The sequence below is a fragment of the Sphingopyxis sp. Soil_C_28 genome, from assembly GCF_057657055.1.
Map to the genome: position 1 here is coordinate 1,241,026 of NZ_JBDGJE010000001.1, position 14,712 is coordinate 1,255,737.

14 protein-coding genes are annotated in these 14,712 nt (G+C 62.1%); 10 read left to right on the top strand and 4 right to left on the bottom strand.

The features are described from left to right. Positions 1 to 56 precede the first annotated feature (56 nt). The 10 genes from AC3A43_RS05775 (at position 57) to mazG (ending at position 9,028) form a co-directional block, all read left to right on the top strand. On the top strand, positions 57 to 1,052 hold the full coding sequence (locus AC3A43_RS05775; protein WP_487791573.1) for a lytic murein transglycosylase: 996 nt from the start codon (positions 57 to 59) through the stop codon (positions 1,050 to 1,052). Beyond that, complete coding sequence (locus AC3A43_RS05780; RefSeq protein ID WP_487791574.1) at positions 1,036 to 2,007, top strand: septal ring lytic transglycosylase RlpA family protein; 972 nt, start codon at positions 1,036 to 1,038, stop codon at positions 2,005 to 2,007. Before AC3A43_RS05775 ends, AC3A43_RS05780 begins: the two co-directional genes overlap by 17 nt. Positions 2,008 to 2,018: 11 nt before the next feature. Next, the gene (locus AC3A43_RS05785; protein ID WP_487791575.1) at positions 2,019 to 3,242 is read left to right on the top strand and encodes a D-alanyl-D-alanine carboxypeptidase family protein; all 1,224 of its coding nucleotides are present in this window, start codon (positions 2,019 to 2,021) and stop codon (positions 3,240 to 3,242) included. After that, positions 3,239 to 3,859: a dTMP kinase gene (gene tmk / locus AC3A43_RS05790; protein WP_487791576.1), complete on the top strand. Its 621-nt coding sequence runs from the start codon at positions 3,239 to 3,241 to the stop codon at positions 3,857 to 3,859. The genes AC3A43_RS05785 and tmk overlap by 4 nt, the downstream gene beginning before the upstream one ends. After that, positions 3,847 to 4,836, top strand: coding sequence for a DNA polymerase III subunit delta' (locus AC3A43_RS05795; RefSeq protein ID WP_487791577.1), 990 nt, complete (start codon positions 3,847 to 3,849; stop codon positions 4,834 to 4,836). Before tmk ends, AC3A43_RS05795 begins: the two co-directional genes overlap by 13 nt. A 38-nt stretch (positions 4,837 to 4,874) precedes the next feature. Next, on the top strand, positions 4,875 to 6,464 hold the full coding sequence (metG, locus tag AC3A43_RS05800) for a methionine--tRNA ligase (protein WP_487791578.1): 1,590 nt from the start codon (positions 4,875 to 4,877) through the stop codon (positions 6,462 to 6,464). Beyond that, positions 6,464 to 7,240 carry a TatD family hydrolase gene (locus AC3A43_RS05805; protein WP_487791579.1) on the top strand — a complete coding sequence of 259 codons (777 nt, stop codon included), beginning with the start codon at positions 6,464 to 6,466 and terminating at the stop codon, positions 7,238 to 7,240. The genes metG and AC3A43_RS05805 overlap by 1 nt, the downstream gene beginning before the upstream one ends. A gap of 13 nt (positions 7,241 to 7,253) precedes the next feature. Next, positions 7,254 to 8,018, top strand: a complete 765-nt coding sequence (locus AC3A43_RS05810) for an MBL fold metallo-hydrolase (RefSeq protein ID WP_487791580.1) — start codon at positions 7,254 to 7,256, stop codon at positions 8,016 to 8,018. Continuing rightward, positions 8,015 to 8,191 carry a hypothetical protein gene (locus AC3A43_RS05815; RefSeq protein ID WP_487791581.1) on the top strand — a complete coding sequence of 59 codons (177 nt, stop codon included), beginning with the start codon at positions 8,015 to 8,017 and terminating at the stop codon, positions 8,189 to 8,191. The genes AC3A43_RS05810 and AC3A43_RS05815 overlap by 4 nt, the downstream gene beginning before the upstream one ends. 63 nt (positions 8,192 to 8,254) lie before the next feature. Beyond that, entirely contained in the window at positions 8,255 to 9,028 is a 774-nt protein-coding gene (gene mazG, locus AC3A43_RS05820) for a nucleoside triphosphate pyrophosphohydrolase (RefSeq protein WP_487791582.1), read from the top strand. On the opposite strand, the gene hflX is transcribed toward mazG, so the two are convergent. The 4 genes from hflX to AC3A43_RS05840 form a co-directional block, all read right to left on the bottom strand. After that, complete coding sequence (hflX, locus tag AC3A43_RS05825) at positions 9,006 to 10,295, bottom strand: GTPase HflX (RefSeq protein ID WP_487791583.1); 1,290 nt, start codon at positions 10,293 to 10,295, stop codon at positions 9,006 to 9,008. The genes mazG and hflX overlap by 23 nt on opposite strands. 59 nt (positions 10,296 to 10,354) lie before the next feature. Then, the gene (gene hfq, locus AC3A43_RS05830) at positions 10,355 to 10,855 is read right to left on the bottom strand and encodes an RNA chaperone Hfq (protein WP_249340006.1); all 501 of its coding nucleotides are present in this window, start codon (positions 10,853 to 10,855) and stop codon (positions 10,355 to 10,357) included. 118 nt (positions 10,856 to 10,973) lie between these two features. After that, positions 10,974 to 12,353, bottom strand: coding sequence for a nitrogen assimilation response regulator NtrX (ntrX, locus tag AC3A43_RS05835; RefSeq protein ID WP_487791584.1), 1,380 nt, complete (start codon positions 12,351 to 12,353; stop codon positions 10,974 to 10,976). Then, entirely contained in the window at positions 12,343 to 14,634 is a 2,292-nt protein-coding gene (locus AC3A43_RS05840) for a sensor histidine kinase (RefSeq protein WP_487791585.1), read from the bottom strand. The genes ntrX and AC3A43_RS05840 overlap by 11 nt, the downstream gene beginning before the upstream one ends. Positions 14,635 to 14,712 lie beyond the last annotated feature (78 nt).

Below are 14,712 nucleotides of genomic sequence, written 5' to 3' on the forward strand. Positions count from 1 at the left end.
TACGTTTCAGAATCGGGCGCCTTTTCAAGTTTGCTACCGCTTTCTTGTCGGCCTGGATGCTAACGGCCTCGACTCCGCTCCATGCACAGAGTGCCGATGCCAGCTTCGACACCTATGTCCAGTCGCTATGGCCCAAGGCGCAGGCACGCGGGGTATCGCGGACGACCTTCGATCGGGTGACCGCGGGACTGGCCTATAATCCTCGCGTCGTCGCGCTCGATCGCGATAATCTCGGTACCCCGCCAAGCTCCAACACGCCGATTCCGTCGTTCGCGCCGTATAAGGCCAAGCATGTCGATGCCGCGCGCATCGGCGGCGGCCGCCGCGTCCACGATCGGCTGCTTCCACTCCTGTCGCGTATCGAGGCTCGCACTGGCGTTCCGACCAGCATCATGATCGCTATTTACGGTCATGAAACCGCTTATGGTCAGGTGACCGGCAATTTCGACTTGCCTGAGGCGCTGGCTACGCTGGCGTATGAGGGCCGCCGCCGCAGCCTGTTCGAGCCCGAGTTGATTGCAACGATGGTGATGGTCGAGCGCGGCGTGCCGCGCAGCGCGCTGAAGGGCAGTTGGGCCGGCGCTTTCGGCTATCCGCAATTTCTGCCGTCGGTCTATTTGCAGGTTGCCGAGGATGGCGACGGCGACGGGCGCGCGAGCATCTGGTCGAGCGAGGCCGACGCGATCGAATCGATCGGTTCCTACCTTCGCCGCGCAGGATGGCGCGCAGGGCAGCCTTGGGGTGTTGCCGTGACCGTGCCTTCCGGCTTCGACCGCAGCCGCGTTGCCAACCGCCTGACCCCCACGCGCTGTCCGCGCGTTTTCGATCGCCACAGCCGCTGGCGTTCGATGGCCGAATGGCGCGCAGACGGCATCGCGCCGCTCAGCGGCCGCTGGCCCGACTCCAATGTTCAGGCGACGCTTCTCGAGCCCGATGGTCCCGGTCGAACGGCCTATTTGCTGACCGGTAACTATCGTGCGATATTGGACTATAATTGTTCCAATTTTTACGCATTATCTGTGGGGTTGCTGGCGGATGAAATCGATCGTTAGGGGCGCGGGCCTGATGGCGGGGGCGGCGTTGCTGCTCTCCGGCTGTGGTAGTTTCGATGGCAAGCGCGAGGGCGGCCCGACGGCTAGTCCGACGCCAACCGCTACGGTCGTGGCCGATGGACCGGTAAAGGTAGGCGATCCCTACGCCATCGCCGGCGTAACCTACACGCCTGCCGATATCCCCGATTATGACGATGTCGGCTATGCGAGCTGGTACGGCGAGGAACTCGCGGGCCAACCAACCGCCAATGGCGAGATTTTCGATCCCGCGGGCATTTCGGCGGCGCACAAGACGCTGCCGCTGCCCAGCTATGTGGAAGTGACCGCGCTCGATACCGGACGGACGATCCTCGTGCGCGTCAACGACCGCGGTCCGATGGTCGGCGACCGCTTGATCGACCTGTCGCGCGGCGCGGCCGAGCAGCTGGGCCTGACCGACGGCGTTGCGGCGGTGCGGGTGCGCCGGACAAATCCGCCCGTCGCCGAACGCGCACAGCTTCGCGCCGGAAAGCCGGTCCCGGAACGGATCGCGACACCGGACTCGCTGCTCGCCATCCTTCGCGGCAAGGCCAAGAGCCTGCCGGTACCGAAGGGCAAAGCCATTGCCATGCCGGTCGCCCAGCCGGCCGCTCCCATTGCTTCGGGCACTGCAAAGCCCGGCGACGACCGCTTCGTCGTCGAGGGGGCCGCCACGACCAGGCCCAAGCCCGCACCAGAGACCAAACCGGCCGTCGCCGCAGTTGCCGGTGGCAAATATGTCGTCCAGGTCGGAGCTTTCAGTGCCGAAAGCCGCGCAAACGCAGCCGCGAAGTCAGTCGGGGGCCATGTCGCCAAAGCGGGCAACCTCTGGCGCGTTCGCATCGGTCCCTTCGCCACCGATGCCGATGCGCGTGGCGCGCTTGGCAAAGCGAAAGCCAAGGGCTTCCGCGACGCGCTGGTCCAGCGCGACCGCTGACGGCGCGGCGCGTGGAGAAGCCAGCGATCATTGCGAAAGGCGGCGCGGCGCTCCTGACTGCGCTGGCGCTAACAGTCGCTTTCCCCGCGGCATCCGCTGGCGATGCGCGTCCGAAAACTGCTCCGGTCAGCCGCCCGCTCTATATCACTCAAGCACCGATCGTGTTGCTCAAGGATCTGGATTCGGGCGCGATCCTGTTTTCGCGCGGCGCCGAGAAACGCTTCGCTCCAGCATCGATGGCAAAGGTGATGACCGCCTATGTCGTCCTCGACCTGATAAAAAAGGGAGACCTCGCGCGCGACAAGCAATTCACCGTCGGCGAGGCGACGTGGAAGAAATGGAACGGCAGCACCGGCGGCTCGACGATGTTCCTGCGGCCGAACGAAAAGGTCTCGGTCGATGAATTGCTCAAGGGGCTGATCACCGTTTCGGGAAATGATGCCGCGGCGGTACTCGCGGTTGGAATCGATGGCAGTGAGGCCACATTCGTCAAGAGAATGAACGCGGTAGCTGCTAAAATTGGTATGGCGTCGAGCCAATTTGGAACGCCGAATGGTTGGCCCGACGGCGGCGTCACCAAGGTGAGTGCCGCCGATCTTGTCACATTGGCCGACCGCCTGATCCGGGAACATCCTGACGGTTATAGTCGCTATTTCTCGTTGCTGAAGCTCCAGCATGGCAAATCGCCCGACGGCAAGCCGATCATCCAGCCCAACCGCAACCCCATTCTCGGACGCTTCGAGGGCGCCGACGGCCTGAAAACCGGCCACACCGCCGAGGCGGGTTACTGCTTCCTCGGCTCGGCCAAACGGAACGGCCGCCGCCTGATCATGGTCGTTGCGGGAATGAGCAGCGAAAAGGCGCGGCGCGACGAGGCTGAGCGCCTGATGAAATGGGGCTTTGACGAATGGGAGGGGCGCGAGCTCGTCCCCGCGGGAGCCAGCCTCGGCGGCGTCGATGTCAGAAAAGGCGCCGTTCCCGTGGTTGCGACCCAGGCTGGCATCGCGGTTCGGATGACGGTTCCCAAGGGCTATAGCGGCGGCTATCGCGCGGTGATGCGCACCCGAGCCCCCATCGCCGCGCCGCTCACCCGCGGGACGCCCGTCGCCGACTTGGTGGTCACGCCCGACGGATTACCGCCGCAAACGACCCCGCTGATTGCCGCCGCCGATGTGAGAAAAGGCGGATGGTGGGCGCGTGCACGGACGGGTTTTTACCGGCTCACCGGGCTGTGAAGGGTCGATTCATCACGCTGGAAGGCGGGGAGGGGGTGGGAAAGTCCACGCAGATCCGCGCCCTGGCCGCCGCACTGGAAACGCGCGGCATTGAAATCGTTGCGACGCGTGAACCCGGCGGCAGCACCGGCGCGGAAGCGATCCGCACGCTCTTGATGGTGGGCAGCGACGATCGCTGGGATGCGCGGAGCGAAGCGTTGCTGTTCGCCGCGGCGCGCGCCGACCATGTTGCCCGGACGATCCGTCCCGCGCTGGATTCTGGAAAATGGGTGCTCTGCGACCGCTTCGTCGATTCGAGCCGCGCCTATCAGGGCGGCGGTGGCGGGATTACCGACACCGATATTTTGGGGCTTCACGGCTTTGGCTCGCAGGGCCTGCTACCCGATCGCACCTTCCTGCTCACCGTCAGCACGGCCGAGGCCGCGCGGCGCCTGACCGAACGCGGCGGCAGCGACCGGATGGGAAGCAAACCGGCTGACTATCAGGCGCGCCTCGCCGCCCGCTTCGTCGAAATGGCTGCAGCCGAACCGGAGCGCTGGCGGATCGTCAATGCCGACGCCCCGGCGGAAGAAGTAACTGCCCGGATTCTTAGCGAACTTGTGGAATGGCTGCCATGATCGGGCATCAGGATGCCGAGTCCGTGTTTCTGGAAGCATGGCAGGCGGAGCGTCTCCATCATGCGTGGCTGTTCGCAGGCCCCGAAGGCATGGGGAAGAGGGCTTTCGCGGAACGGGTTGCCCGTTTCCTTGTCACGCATGGCGGTACCGGGGATGGGCACGTGCTTACACTCGACGATCCCGGCGACACCGCAGCGGGCAGGTTGGTCGAGGCGGGAAACCATCCCGAGATCCTTCGCCTCGCGCGTCAGGCAAAGGACAAAGCGAAGGACCTCGCACGCAACATCACGATCGAACAGGTGCGCGAACTAAAAACCCGGCTTCATTTTTCGCTGTCGCTCGGCGAATGGCGCGTGATCATCGTCGACGCGATCGACGACATGGAGCCTTCGGCATCCAACGCCCTGCTCAAGACACTCGAGGAACCGCCAGCCAAGACGCTCTTCCTGCTCGTCAGCCACTCGCCGGGACGGTTGTTGCCTACGATCCGGTCGCGATGCAGAACGCTACGTTTTCAGCCGGTTGATCGTGACGTCATGGCAGCATGGCTGCACGAATTACGCCCGATGCTCGATATGGCCGAGGTGCGCGCGATCGTGGCGACGTCGGGCGGGGTCCCGGGCAAGGCACTCGCGTTGATCGACAGCGACGTCGCGGCGATTGAAAAGAAGCTGCTCGCCATCGCGACAAGCGGCGATCCCGAGAACCGCCTGCGCGAAGCCCTCGCCCGCGAAGTCGGCGGCACCAGCAATCGTGCCCGGCTGGAACTGGTGATCGATATCGTTCCCGGCCTTCTCGCCCGTATCGCGCGTGAACGCCCGGTCGCCGAGATCGCGCCGATCCTCGCGCAATGGGACCGCGTGCAGCGCACCGTACGCGATGCCGTACGCGGCTCTTACGACGGAGCGATGGTCGGATTCGAAATCGGCAATTGCCTCGCCGAACTGGCACCGCGGCAGGGCCAGGCAGCACGCTGACGCTTTCCCTCGTGCGCGCCAGCGGCTAAGGCGCGCGCATGTCCGAACAAACCGAACCTTTCTACATCACCACCGCGATCAGCTACCCCAATGGCCGCCCGCATATCGGCCACGCCTATGAAGCGATCGCAACCGATGTCATGGCGCGCTTCCAGCGCGCGCGCGGTCGCGACGTCCGCCTGATAACGGGCACTGACGAGCACGGACTGAAGATGTTCCAGACCGCGCGCGACCAGAGGCGCGCGACAATCGATCTTGCCGATGAAATGTCGGGATATTTCCGTGAGATGTATGCCAAGCTGAATATCAGCTACGATAATTTCATGCGCACGTCCGACGCGGCGCATCACGCGGCGTCGCAGGCAATCTGGAAGGCGATGGAGGCCAATGACGACCTTTATCTTGACCGCTATGAAGGCTGGTATTCGGTCCGCGACGAGGCATTTTATGACGAAAGCGAGCTGACTGACGGAGAAGGGGGCGCCCGTCTGTCCCCGCAGGGCACGCCCGTCGAATGGACCGTCGAGGAAAGCTGGTTCTTCAAACTATCGAAATATCAGGACAAGCTGCTGGCGCTCTACAACGACCAGCCCGATTTCATCCGCCCGGAAAGCCGCCGCAACGAGGTCATGCGTTTTGTAGAAGGCGGGCTCAAGGATCTCAGCGTTTCGCGCACCAGCTTCGATTGGGGCGTGCCCGTGCCCGGTTCGCCGGGGCATGTGATGTATGTGTGGGTCGACGCGCTCACGACCTATCTCTCGGGGATAGGCTATCCCGATCTTGACGGCGATTTCGGTAAATTCTGGCCGGCGAATATCCATATGATCGGCAAAGATATCGTTCGTTTTCATGCGGTTTACTGGCCGGCTTTCTTAATGAGCGCCAATTTGCCACTGCCGAAACAAATATTCGGTCATGGCTTCCTGCTCAATCGCGGCGAGAAGATGTCGAAATCGCTCGGCAACGTCGTCGACCCGATGGCGCTCGCCGAACAATTCGGCGTCGATCCGTTGCGCTATTATCTGCTGCGCGAGGTCAGCTTCGGTCAGGACGGCACCTATTCGGCCGAGGCTATCGTGCGCACGGCAAATGCCGATCTCGCGAACAGCTTCGGCAATCTCGCACAGCGCAGTTTATCGATGATTTTCAAAAATCTGGATGGCGTTCTTTCTACGGACCATGTGTCTGCGCAGGACGATACCGCGCTGTTATCCGATCTGCACGCCATGGCGACCGAACGCCTGCCGCACGAGTTCGATCAGCTCGCCTTCTCGATCGGAATAGAGGACTGGATCCGCGCGGTTTTCGCCTGCAACCAATATGTCGACGCGCAAGCGCCCTGGGCGCTCCGCAAGACTGACCCCGAGCGAATGCGCGCTGTATTGATGACACTGTTCCGCGCTGTTCGAACGCTCGCGATTGCTATCCGGCCCATCGTGCCCGCATCAGCCGACAAACTGCTTGATCAGATGGGCATCGCCGCCGATGCGCGCGATTTCGACGCGCTGGACGACAACGACTGGCTTGCGAAGCTCGTCGCCAGCGGCTTCGTCGTCGGTCAGCCCGTTCCGCTCTTCCCGCGCCTTGAACTGCCTGAGGGTATGAATGAAGGGGAAGGGGAGGCCTGATGCTCGTCGATTCGCATTGCCACCTCAACTACAAGGGCCTTGCCGAGCAGCAGGATGAGGTGCTGGCCCGTGCGCGGGAACACGGCGTAACCGCGATGCTCAACATCGCGACGCGCGAAAGCGAATGGGACGAAGTGCTTGCTGCGGCCGAGACGCACGACGATGTGTGGGCCAGCGTCGGCATCCATCCGCACGACGCCGACCATCATCCCGATGTCGATACCGCGAAGCTTGTCGGCCGCGCCGCGCACGACCGTGTGATCGGCATCGGCGAAACCGGACTCGACTATTATTACGACAAGAGCGACCGGGCGCGGCAGCAGGACAGCTTCCGCCGCCACATCCATGCTTCACAACAGACCGGACTTCCTATTATCGTCCACACACGCGATGCCGAAGGAGATACGCTGAGGCTGCTCGGAGAGGAGATGGGCAGGGCGGCTTTCCCGGGCGTGATCCATTGCTTCACGGCAAGCGACGATTTTGCACGGCGCGCGCTCGATCTCGGCCTGTACATTTCCATCTCGGGTATCGTGACGTTCAAGAACGCCGCCGATCTTCAGGCAACCGCCAAATGGCTGCCTCAGGATCGACTGCTGATCGAAACCGACGCCCCCTTCCTTGCGCCGGTCCCACACCGCGGCAAGACGGGTGAGCCGGCGTTCGTGGCAGATACGCTCGCGTTCCTGGCAAGTCTGCGCGACGAGGACCGAGACACACTTGCGGCGGCGACAGGTGCCAATTTCTATAAACTTTTCAACAAGGCGACGCCATGACGTCACGTGCGTTATGAAGCTCAGAATTCTCGGGTGCGGGACATCTTCGGGGGTCCCGCGGATCGGCAATGACTGGGGGCAATGCGATCCCGACAATCCGCGCAACCTGCGCAGCAGGGCGTCGATCCTGGTATCGCTCGGCGGCTTTCGTATCCTCGTCGACACCAGCCCCGATATGCGGCTGCAACTGCTCGATGCCGAGATCGGCGATATCGATGCCGTGATCTGGACGCACGAACATGCTGACCATACGCACGGGCTCGACGATCTGCGCCAGGTGATGCACCTGCGCCGGTCGGCGGTGCCCGTTTATGCTCGCGATCATGTGCTCGATATTCTCAAATGGCGTTTCACTTATGCATTTGCCGGCAACGCCGGCTACCCGGCGTCGGTCGATCCGATCGACCTGCACGATCATCAATCGATCGGCCCCGTTGAAGTCTCCGCGATCGAAATGCCGCACGGGCCGATAAAGGCCACCGGGCTGATCTTTAGTGACGGTGCGCACAAGATCGCCTATGCAACTGATTTTTCTAAATTTACTGACGAAATGGTCGATTTCTTTCAAGGCGTCGATCTGTTCGTGATCGATGCGCTGCGCCGTTATCCGCATCCGACGCATCCGCATCTGGCGATGACGCTCGAAGGACTGGCCAAGGTGGGCAACCCGCGCGCGATCATCACACATATGGACAATACGATGGATTATGACGACCTCGCGGGCGAATTGCCGCCGGGCGTCGAGCCAGGGTATGATGGATTGGAGGTGCAGCTATGACCGGAGACACGACCGTCCAGATTCTCTGGTTCGCCGGCGCATTTGCGATGGTGCTAAGCTCGCTGATTGCGCGGCGCTTGCCGATGGCGGACTGGCTCAAGATGGCATTGGCGTGGGTGGCGATCTTTGGACTGGTTTTTCTGGTCATTCGCACATGGCAGGTGGTGACATAACGGAACGCCTTCCCCTTCGATGCTGAATGACATTTAACATAATATATATTATCGGATAAATATATGGCCGAAGCGGCAACGCCATCCCCCATCGACCGCCTGCTCGCGATCATGCGTCAGCTACGCAATCCCAATGGCGGCTGCGAATGGGATCTGGCGCAGAATTTCTCGACGATCGCGCCTTACACGATTGAGGAAGCCTATGAGGTTGCCGATGCGATCGCCGGCGGCGACCCGGCAGCGATCTGCGACGAGCTTGGCGATCTGTTGCTCCAGGTCGTCTTTCACAGCCAGATCGCGACCGACGGCGGCCTGTTTGGCTTCGACGATGTCGCGAACGCCATCGGTGACAAGATGGAACGCCGCCACCCGCATATTTTCGGTGACGGCAAGACGGATGACGTTCGTCAGCAATGGGAGCAGATCAAGGCGGCCGAGCGCGCCGCTGACGGCCCGACCGGCGCGCTTGCCGGAGTCGCATTGTCATTGCCGGCGCTGCTACGCGCGCAAAAACTTCAGGGCCGCGCGGGGCGTGTCGGTTTTGACTGGCCCGACGCCGACGGACCGCGCGACAAGATCGCCGAAGAACTCGCCGAGGTCGCGGCTGCAACCGATGATGACGCGCGTCACGAAGAGATCGGCGATCTGCTGTTCGCGGTCGTCAACTATGCGCGGCACCTTGGCGTCGATGCGGAAAGTGCGCTGCGCGATGCCAACGCCAAATTTTCGCGCCGGTTTGCTGCCATGGAAGATCGCGCCGGCGGCAGTCTGTCGGGATTGTCGCTCGAGGCACAGGAAAGTCATTGGCTGGCGGTCAAGGCGTCGGAACGTCCTTAGCGGGCCAGAGCCGCTCGAATCGTGCGCTGTCGGCCGGATCGAGCCGAACCGTAAGCACATGGCCTTCTGCCTCGGGTTCGTCCGCGAGCACCTCGCCGCGCGCGTGAAGCCACGCCGCCGCTTCGCCCTCGCCATAGGTCAGATAGATGCGTTGCACCTTGTGCAGCGCCGTCAATTGTGACGCCATCAGGATACGCGCCGCCTCGACGCCTTCACCCGTCACCGCCGACATTACCGCGACGTCGGAGCGTCGCGCCGCCATTTCTTCGATGTCCGAACGGCGCTCGCTGCCCGCCGTATCGATTTTGTTCCAGATTTCGATCTGCTGAATCGCGGGCGGCGCATCCCCTTCCCCGCCATCCTGCGGCCCGTTGACGCCGAGCGAGTCCAATATGGCCCGAACGTCGTCATATTGCGCTTCGCTGTCGGGATGGACGATGTCGCGGACATGGACGATCAGGTCGGCGGTCGTAACCTCCTCCAGCGTCGCGCGGAAAGCCGCAACGAGCTCGGTCGGCAAATCGGACACGAAACCCACCGTATCCGACAGAATTGCCTTGTCGATGCCGGGCAACCGGATTTCGCGCATCGTCGGATCGAGCGTCGCAAACAGCATGTCTTCCGCCATGACGTCACTTCCCGTCAGGCGATTGAAAAACGTAGATTTTCCGGCGTTCGTATAGCCGACGAGTGCAACGACAGGCCACGGCGCACGCTGGCGTTTCGATCGTTGCAGCTGACGTGTACGGCGCGCATCCTCGAGGCTACGCCGAATACGCGCCATGCGGTTTCGGATCATCCGGCGGTCGGCTTCGATCTGCGTTTCGCCGGGGCCTCCGAGGAAGCCGAAACCACCGCGCTGGCGTTCGAGGTGGGTCCAGCTGCGGACCAGCCGCCCCGCCTGATAATCCAGATGCGCAAGTTCGACCTGAAGCCGCCCTTCGGCGGTCGCCGCTCGCTCGCCAAAGATTTCGAGGATCAGGCCGGTACGATCGATGACCTTGGTGCCGAACGTAGTTTCGAGATTGCGCTGCTGGATCGGGCTGAGCGCGGCATCCACAACCACCAGTTGCACGCCGCGCGCGGCAATATCGGGCGTGATCGCTTCAATCTGGCCGACACCGAGCAATGTCGCTGCGCGCGTCTGCCGCAGCCGCAGCGTGTGCACCGCAACAACGTCGAGTCCGATTGCGAGCGCTAGGCCCCTCGCCTCCTCGGCGCGTGCGTCGAGGTCGCGTGCTAGGCGCTGGCTATGCCATTCGGGCACGACGATAAGCGCGGCGGCGCCGCGCGTTACCTCGTCTTCATTGTCGATTATCGGGTCGATCAGGCGTTGTCCGCTTCGGCGTCCGGCTCGCTGTCGGTCAGGTTGATCGGGCCGTTCGGCTGCACGGTCGAAATCGCGTGTTTATAGACGAGCTGCACCTGGCGCTCCCGCTCAAGCAACATGCAGAACAAGTCGAATGCCACAATATCGCCTTGCAACATCACCCCGTTGACGAGGAACATCGTTACCGACTCGTCCGACTTGCGCACAGCGTTGAGGAATACGTCCTGCAACGCCTTGCCCTTGCTGGCCGGCGCATCGCGCAGATTGCCGCCGAGCAGTGACAAGTCAAAGTCGTGCGACGGCATCACCGTAGAGATCGCATGCTTGTACACCAGCTGTGACTGACCGTCGCGGCGAAGCAGCAACGAGAAATTGTCGAACCAGGTGATGATGCCCTGCAGTTTGACGCCCTTGACCAGGAACATGGTCACCGGGGTCTTACTCTTGCGAAGGGCGTTGAGGAAAATATCCTGGAGATTCTGGTTCTTATCGGACACATTTGCCTCCTGTTTTTGGCGGTATAACCGCGGGTATGGCACCGGTTTTCCGGCTTTTAAGACCTTCTTCGCGCATGCAATATGCGGCAAAGGAAGCAGAAGGTCTAGCGCAAAGCCGCTATCCCTCGCCCTCCGAACTCTCGGTAAGCCCCAAAAGTTTCAGCTTACGATGCAGCGCCGAGCGCTCCATGCCGATAAAGGTCGCGGTGCGGGAGATATTACCCGAAAACCGATTGATCTGGATACGCAAATATTCGCGTTCGAAATTCTCGCGGGCTTCTTTCAGCGGGATCGCGGTGATCGATTCCGAATTGGGCAGAATATCCGTCCCTCCGCGCACCAGTTCGGCGGGCAGCATGTCGGCGTCGATCCGGGCCAGCCGATCGCTGGGGGCCAGGATCATCACGCGCTCGATCACGTTGCGCAATTCGCGGACGTTGCCCGGCCATTCATGCGCCTGCAGCGCCGCCATCGCTTCAGAACTGATCTCCGGCGGCGCAACGCGCCGATCGGCGGCGTAGCGACGGATATAATGATCGCAGAGGCTGACGATGTCGTCGCGCCGCTCGCGAAGCGGCGGGATATGAACCGGCACCACATTCAGCCGGTAATAAAGATCCTCGCGGAACCGGTTTTCGGCGATTTCGGTCATCAGATCGCGCGCCGCCCCCGAAATGATCCGTACATCGACGCGGATCATCGTACGGCCGCCGACGCGCGTGAAGCTCTGGTCGGTCAGGACGCGCAATATCTTGCCCTGCGTGGTCAGCGGCATGTCGGCGACCTCGTCAAGAAACAGCGTCCCGCCATGCGCCTGCTCGAGCAGCCCGACGCGGATCGAACCATCCTCGGCTTCGGACCCGAACAATTCGGTCTCGACCGTTTCAGGATCCATTCGCGCCGATGAAATCACGCGAAACGGCGCGTTTTGCCTGCCACTCCACCCATGAAGCACGCGCGCGGCGACCTCTTTTCCCACGCCGGGCGCGCCGGTAATCAGTACGCGACTACCGGTCCCTGCCACGCGCTTCAGCGTCGCGCGAACATTGTTGATCGCAGCGCTCGTCCCCGTCAGTTCGTCCGATGGCCCTGCTTTTTCGCGGAGCTGCGCATATTCGAATTTTAGCCGCTCGCTTTCGGTCGCGCGGGCGACAAGATGGAGCAGGCGCGAAGCTTCGAAAGGCTTTTCGATGAAATCGAACGCCCCGCGGCGGATCGCCGCAACCGCTGTGTCGAGCCCGCCATGGCCCGAAATGACGATGATCGGCAGCGTCGGATCAAACGCCTTGATCGCCTCGACCAGTCCGAGACCATCGAGCCGCGACCCCTGCAGCCACACGTCGATCAACGCCAGCGACGGCCGCCGCTGACGGATCGCTTCCAGTGCGGAATCGCTGTCTGACGCGGTGCGCGCCTCATAACCTTCGTCCTCCATGACGCCGGCGACAAGGTCGCAAATGTCGCGTTCGTCATCGACGATCAGAATATCAAGCGCCATGATCTTCTCTGTCTTGCCGGTTCCGGATGCGTCCGGGAACCGATTCACCATGCCCCATATTTGTCTCCCCGCCCTTGCCGGCCAAAGGCCTGAGCCGGTCGGGATGGAGCGTCAGGGTAACGCACGTCCCCTGCCCCGCCGGATTGTCCGAAAACTCCAGTTCGCCATAATGTTGCTCGACGATCTTCTTGACGATCGCCAACCCGAGTCCGGTCCCGCCTTGCCGCGTGGTCATATAGGGCTCCGCAATAGCTTCGCGTGCTTCGGGAAGCCCGATACCATCGTCAGCGACGCGGATCGTCAACTCGCCTTCGATGCTGACGTCAAGTTCGGCATCGATATGGCCTATCGGCACCACATCCGAATTTTTCGATTTTTCTTCAACCGCTTCCACGGCATTTTTGACGATATTTGTCAGAGCTTGCGACAGCAGGCGACGATCGCAGACGAGCGGTTCGATCTCGTCCGGAATAGTGATCGCAAAGGCGATGTCGGGTTTCGCCACTTCGAACAGAAAGACCGCCTGGCGCAGGATATCGCGAACGTCCTCCACTCCGAACGTCGGCTTCGGCATCCGGGCAAAGCTCGAAAATTCGTCGACCATCCGGCGCATGTCGTGAACCTGACGGATCACCGTATCGGTCAATTTACGGAAAGTGGCGGCATCGCCTTCGACCTTGTCGCCAAAGCGCCGCTGGAGCCGTTCCGCCGCAAGCTGGATCGGAGTCAGCGGATTCTTGATCTCGTGCGCAATGCGGCGCGCAACGTCGGACCAGGCGGCGCGCCGCTGATCGAGCAATTGCTGGGTTATATCCTCAAAACTCAGAACAAAGCCGTCGCCCTGCGCCACCGCCTTGGCCGCGAGGGTTGCCGGCTCGGCATCCTTGCGCGAGAGTTGAACGATCGCCTCGCGCTCGTCACTGGTCAGTAGTCCGACCAGTTCGGGCGCGACGTCGGCCAGCGGCCTGCCGGTCAGGCATTCGGCAGACTGACAGATCAACCGCTCCGCCGCCGCATTAGCTAGCAGGATGCGGTGGTCGGCGTCGACCGACACCACGGCGGACGACACGCCGCTCAGCACGGCCTCGATAAAGCTGCGACGCGCCTCGAGTTGCTCGTTCACGCTCACGAGCGCGCCGGTCTGCCCTTCGAGCTGCTCGGTCATGCGATTGAAAGCGCGAGTCAGCACTGCGATCTCGTCGTCGCGGACCGGCGGCGTTACGCGGACCGAAAGGTCGCCGTCGGCTGCGGTTCGCGTTGCGCCGATCAGTGTCCCCAGCGGGCGCACGATACGGTCGGCGACCACGATGGCGGCAAAGACCGCGAGCGCGAGCAGCAGGAGCGAGCCCAGATAGAGCGCGCCGTTGAACTGGAGCTGCAATTGCTGCGACCGTCCGAACAGCGCGTTATAATCGGCCAGTACGCTGCGCGCCCGATTGAACTGCTCCCATCCGAGAATATTGGCATCGCGCGACGCGTAAACATAGGCATTCGATCGCCCCGGAAGGCGGGTCGCGGCTTCGATGCGATCCGACTTCTGCAAGACCACAACCTCTTCACCCCGATTGAGTCTTGCGACCGTTTCCGGAGAAATTCGAGTCTCAGCCGCGCGATTGTCGGGATCGACCATCACCGGCGTGCGGGCAATGCCATCAGGGCCAATCTCGATAATAGCCGACTCGTTGAGCTCGCGGAGCACGACTTGCCGACCATAGGCGTTCTGAAACGTCTCGCTATCGATCGGATAGCGAGACAGATAGACGCCGAGGTCTTTTGCCATCGCTGTCGTGTTCGCGCTAACAGCCTTCTGGCTGTCCTCGTAAAAAGCCTGCGCCATGCTGGCGGCGTTCTCGAACATTCCTCGCGAACGGTCGGAATACCAGAAATTGACGCCGAACTGGAACAGAAGTGACGCGAAAATAACGACCAGCAAGGTCGGCGCGGCCGCAATCAGCGAGAAAAGCGCCACCAGACGAACATGAAGCCGTCCGCTGCTGCCCGTTATCGAGCGCGCCGCACGGCCGCGGGCGACGCGGCTGCCGATCAGCACGATCAACGCCATTGCCGGCACAAGGTTGACGATCATGATCGCCGCCACCAGCGCCGGGGTCAGCAAACGCTCGCTCTGCGCGTCGCCGGTCACGAAAATATAGGTCGCAATGGCGACGCTGATGATGACGGCGAGCGTATAATATTCCGGTGCGCCAAAACGCCAGAAGCCGGAGCGCACCTCCTGACCGTCCGAATCCATGTCGAAGGTCAGGGAGGGAGACTGCGCCATTGTTGCCTCGTTACGACAATCCTGTTGCATAGAAAACACACAATCTGCGTTCGCTTCGCCCAATTGCCCGGATTTCGG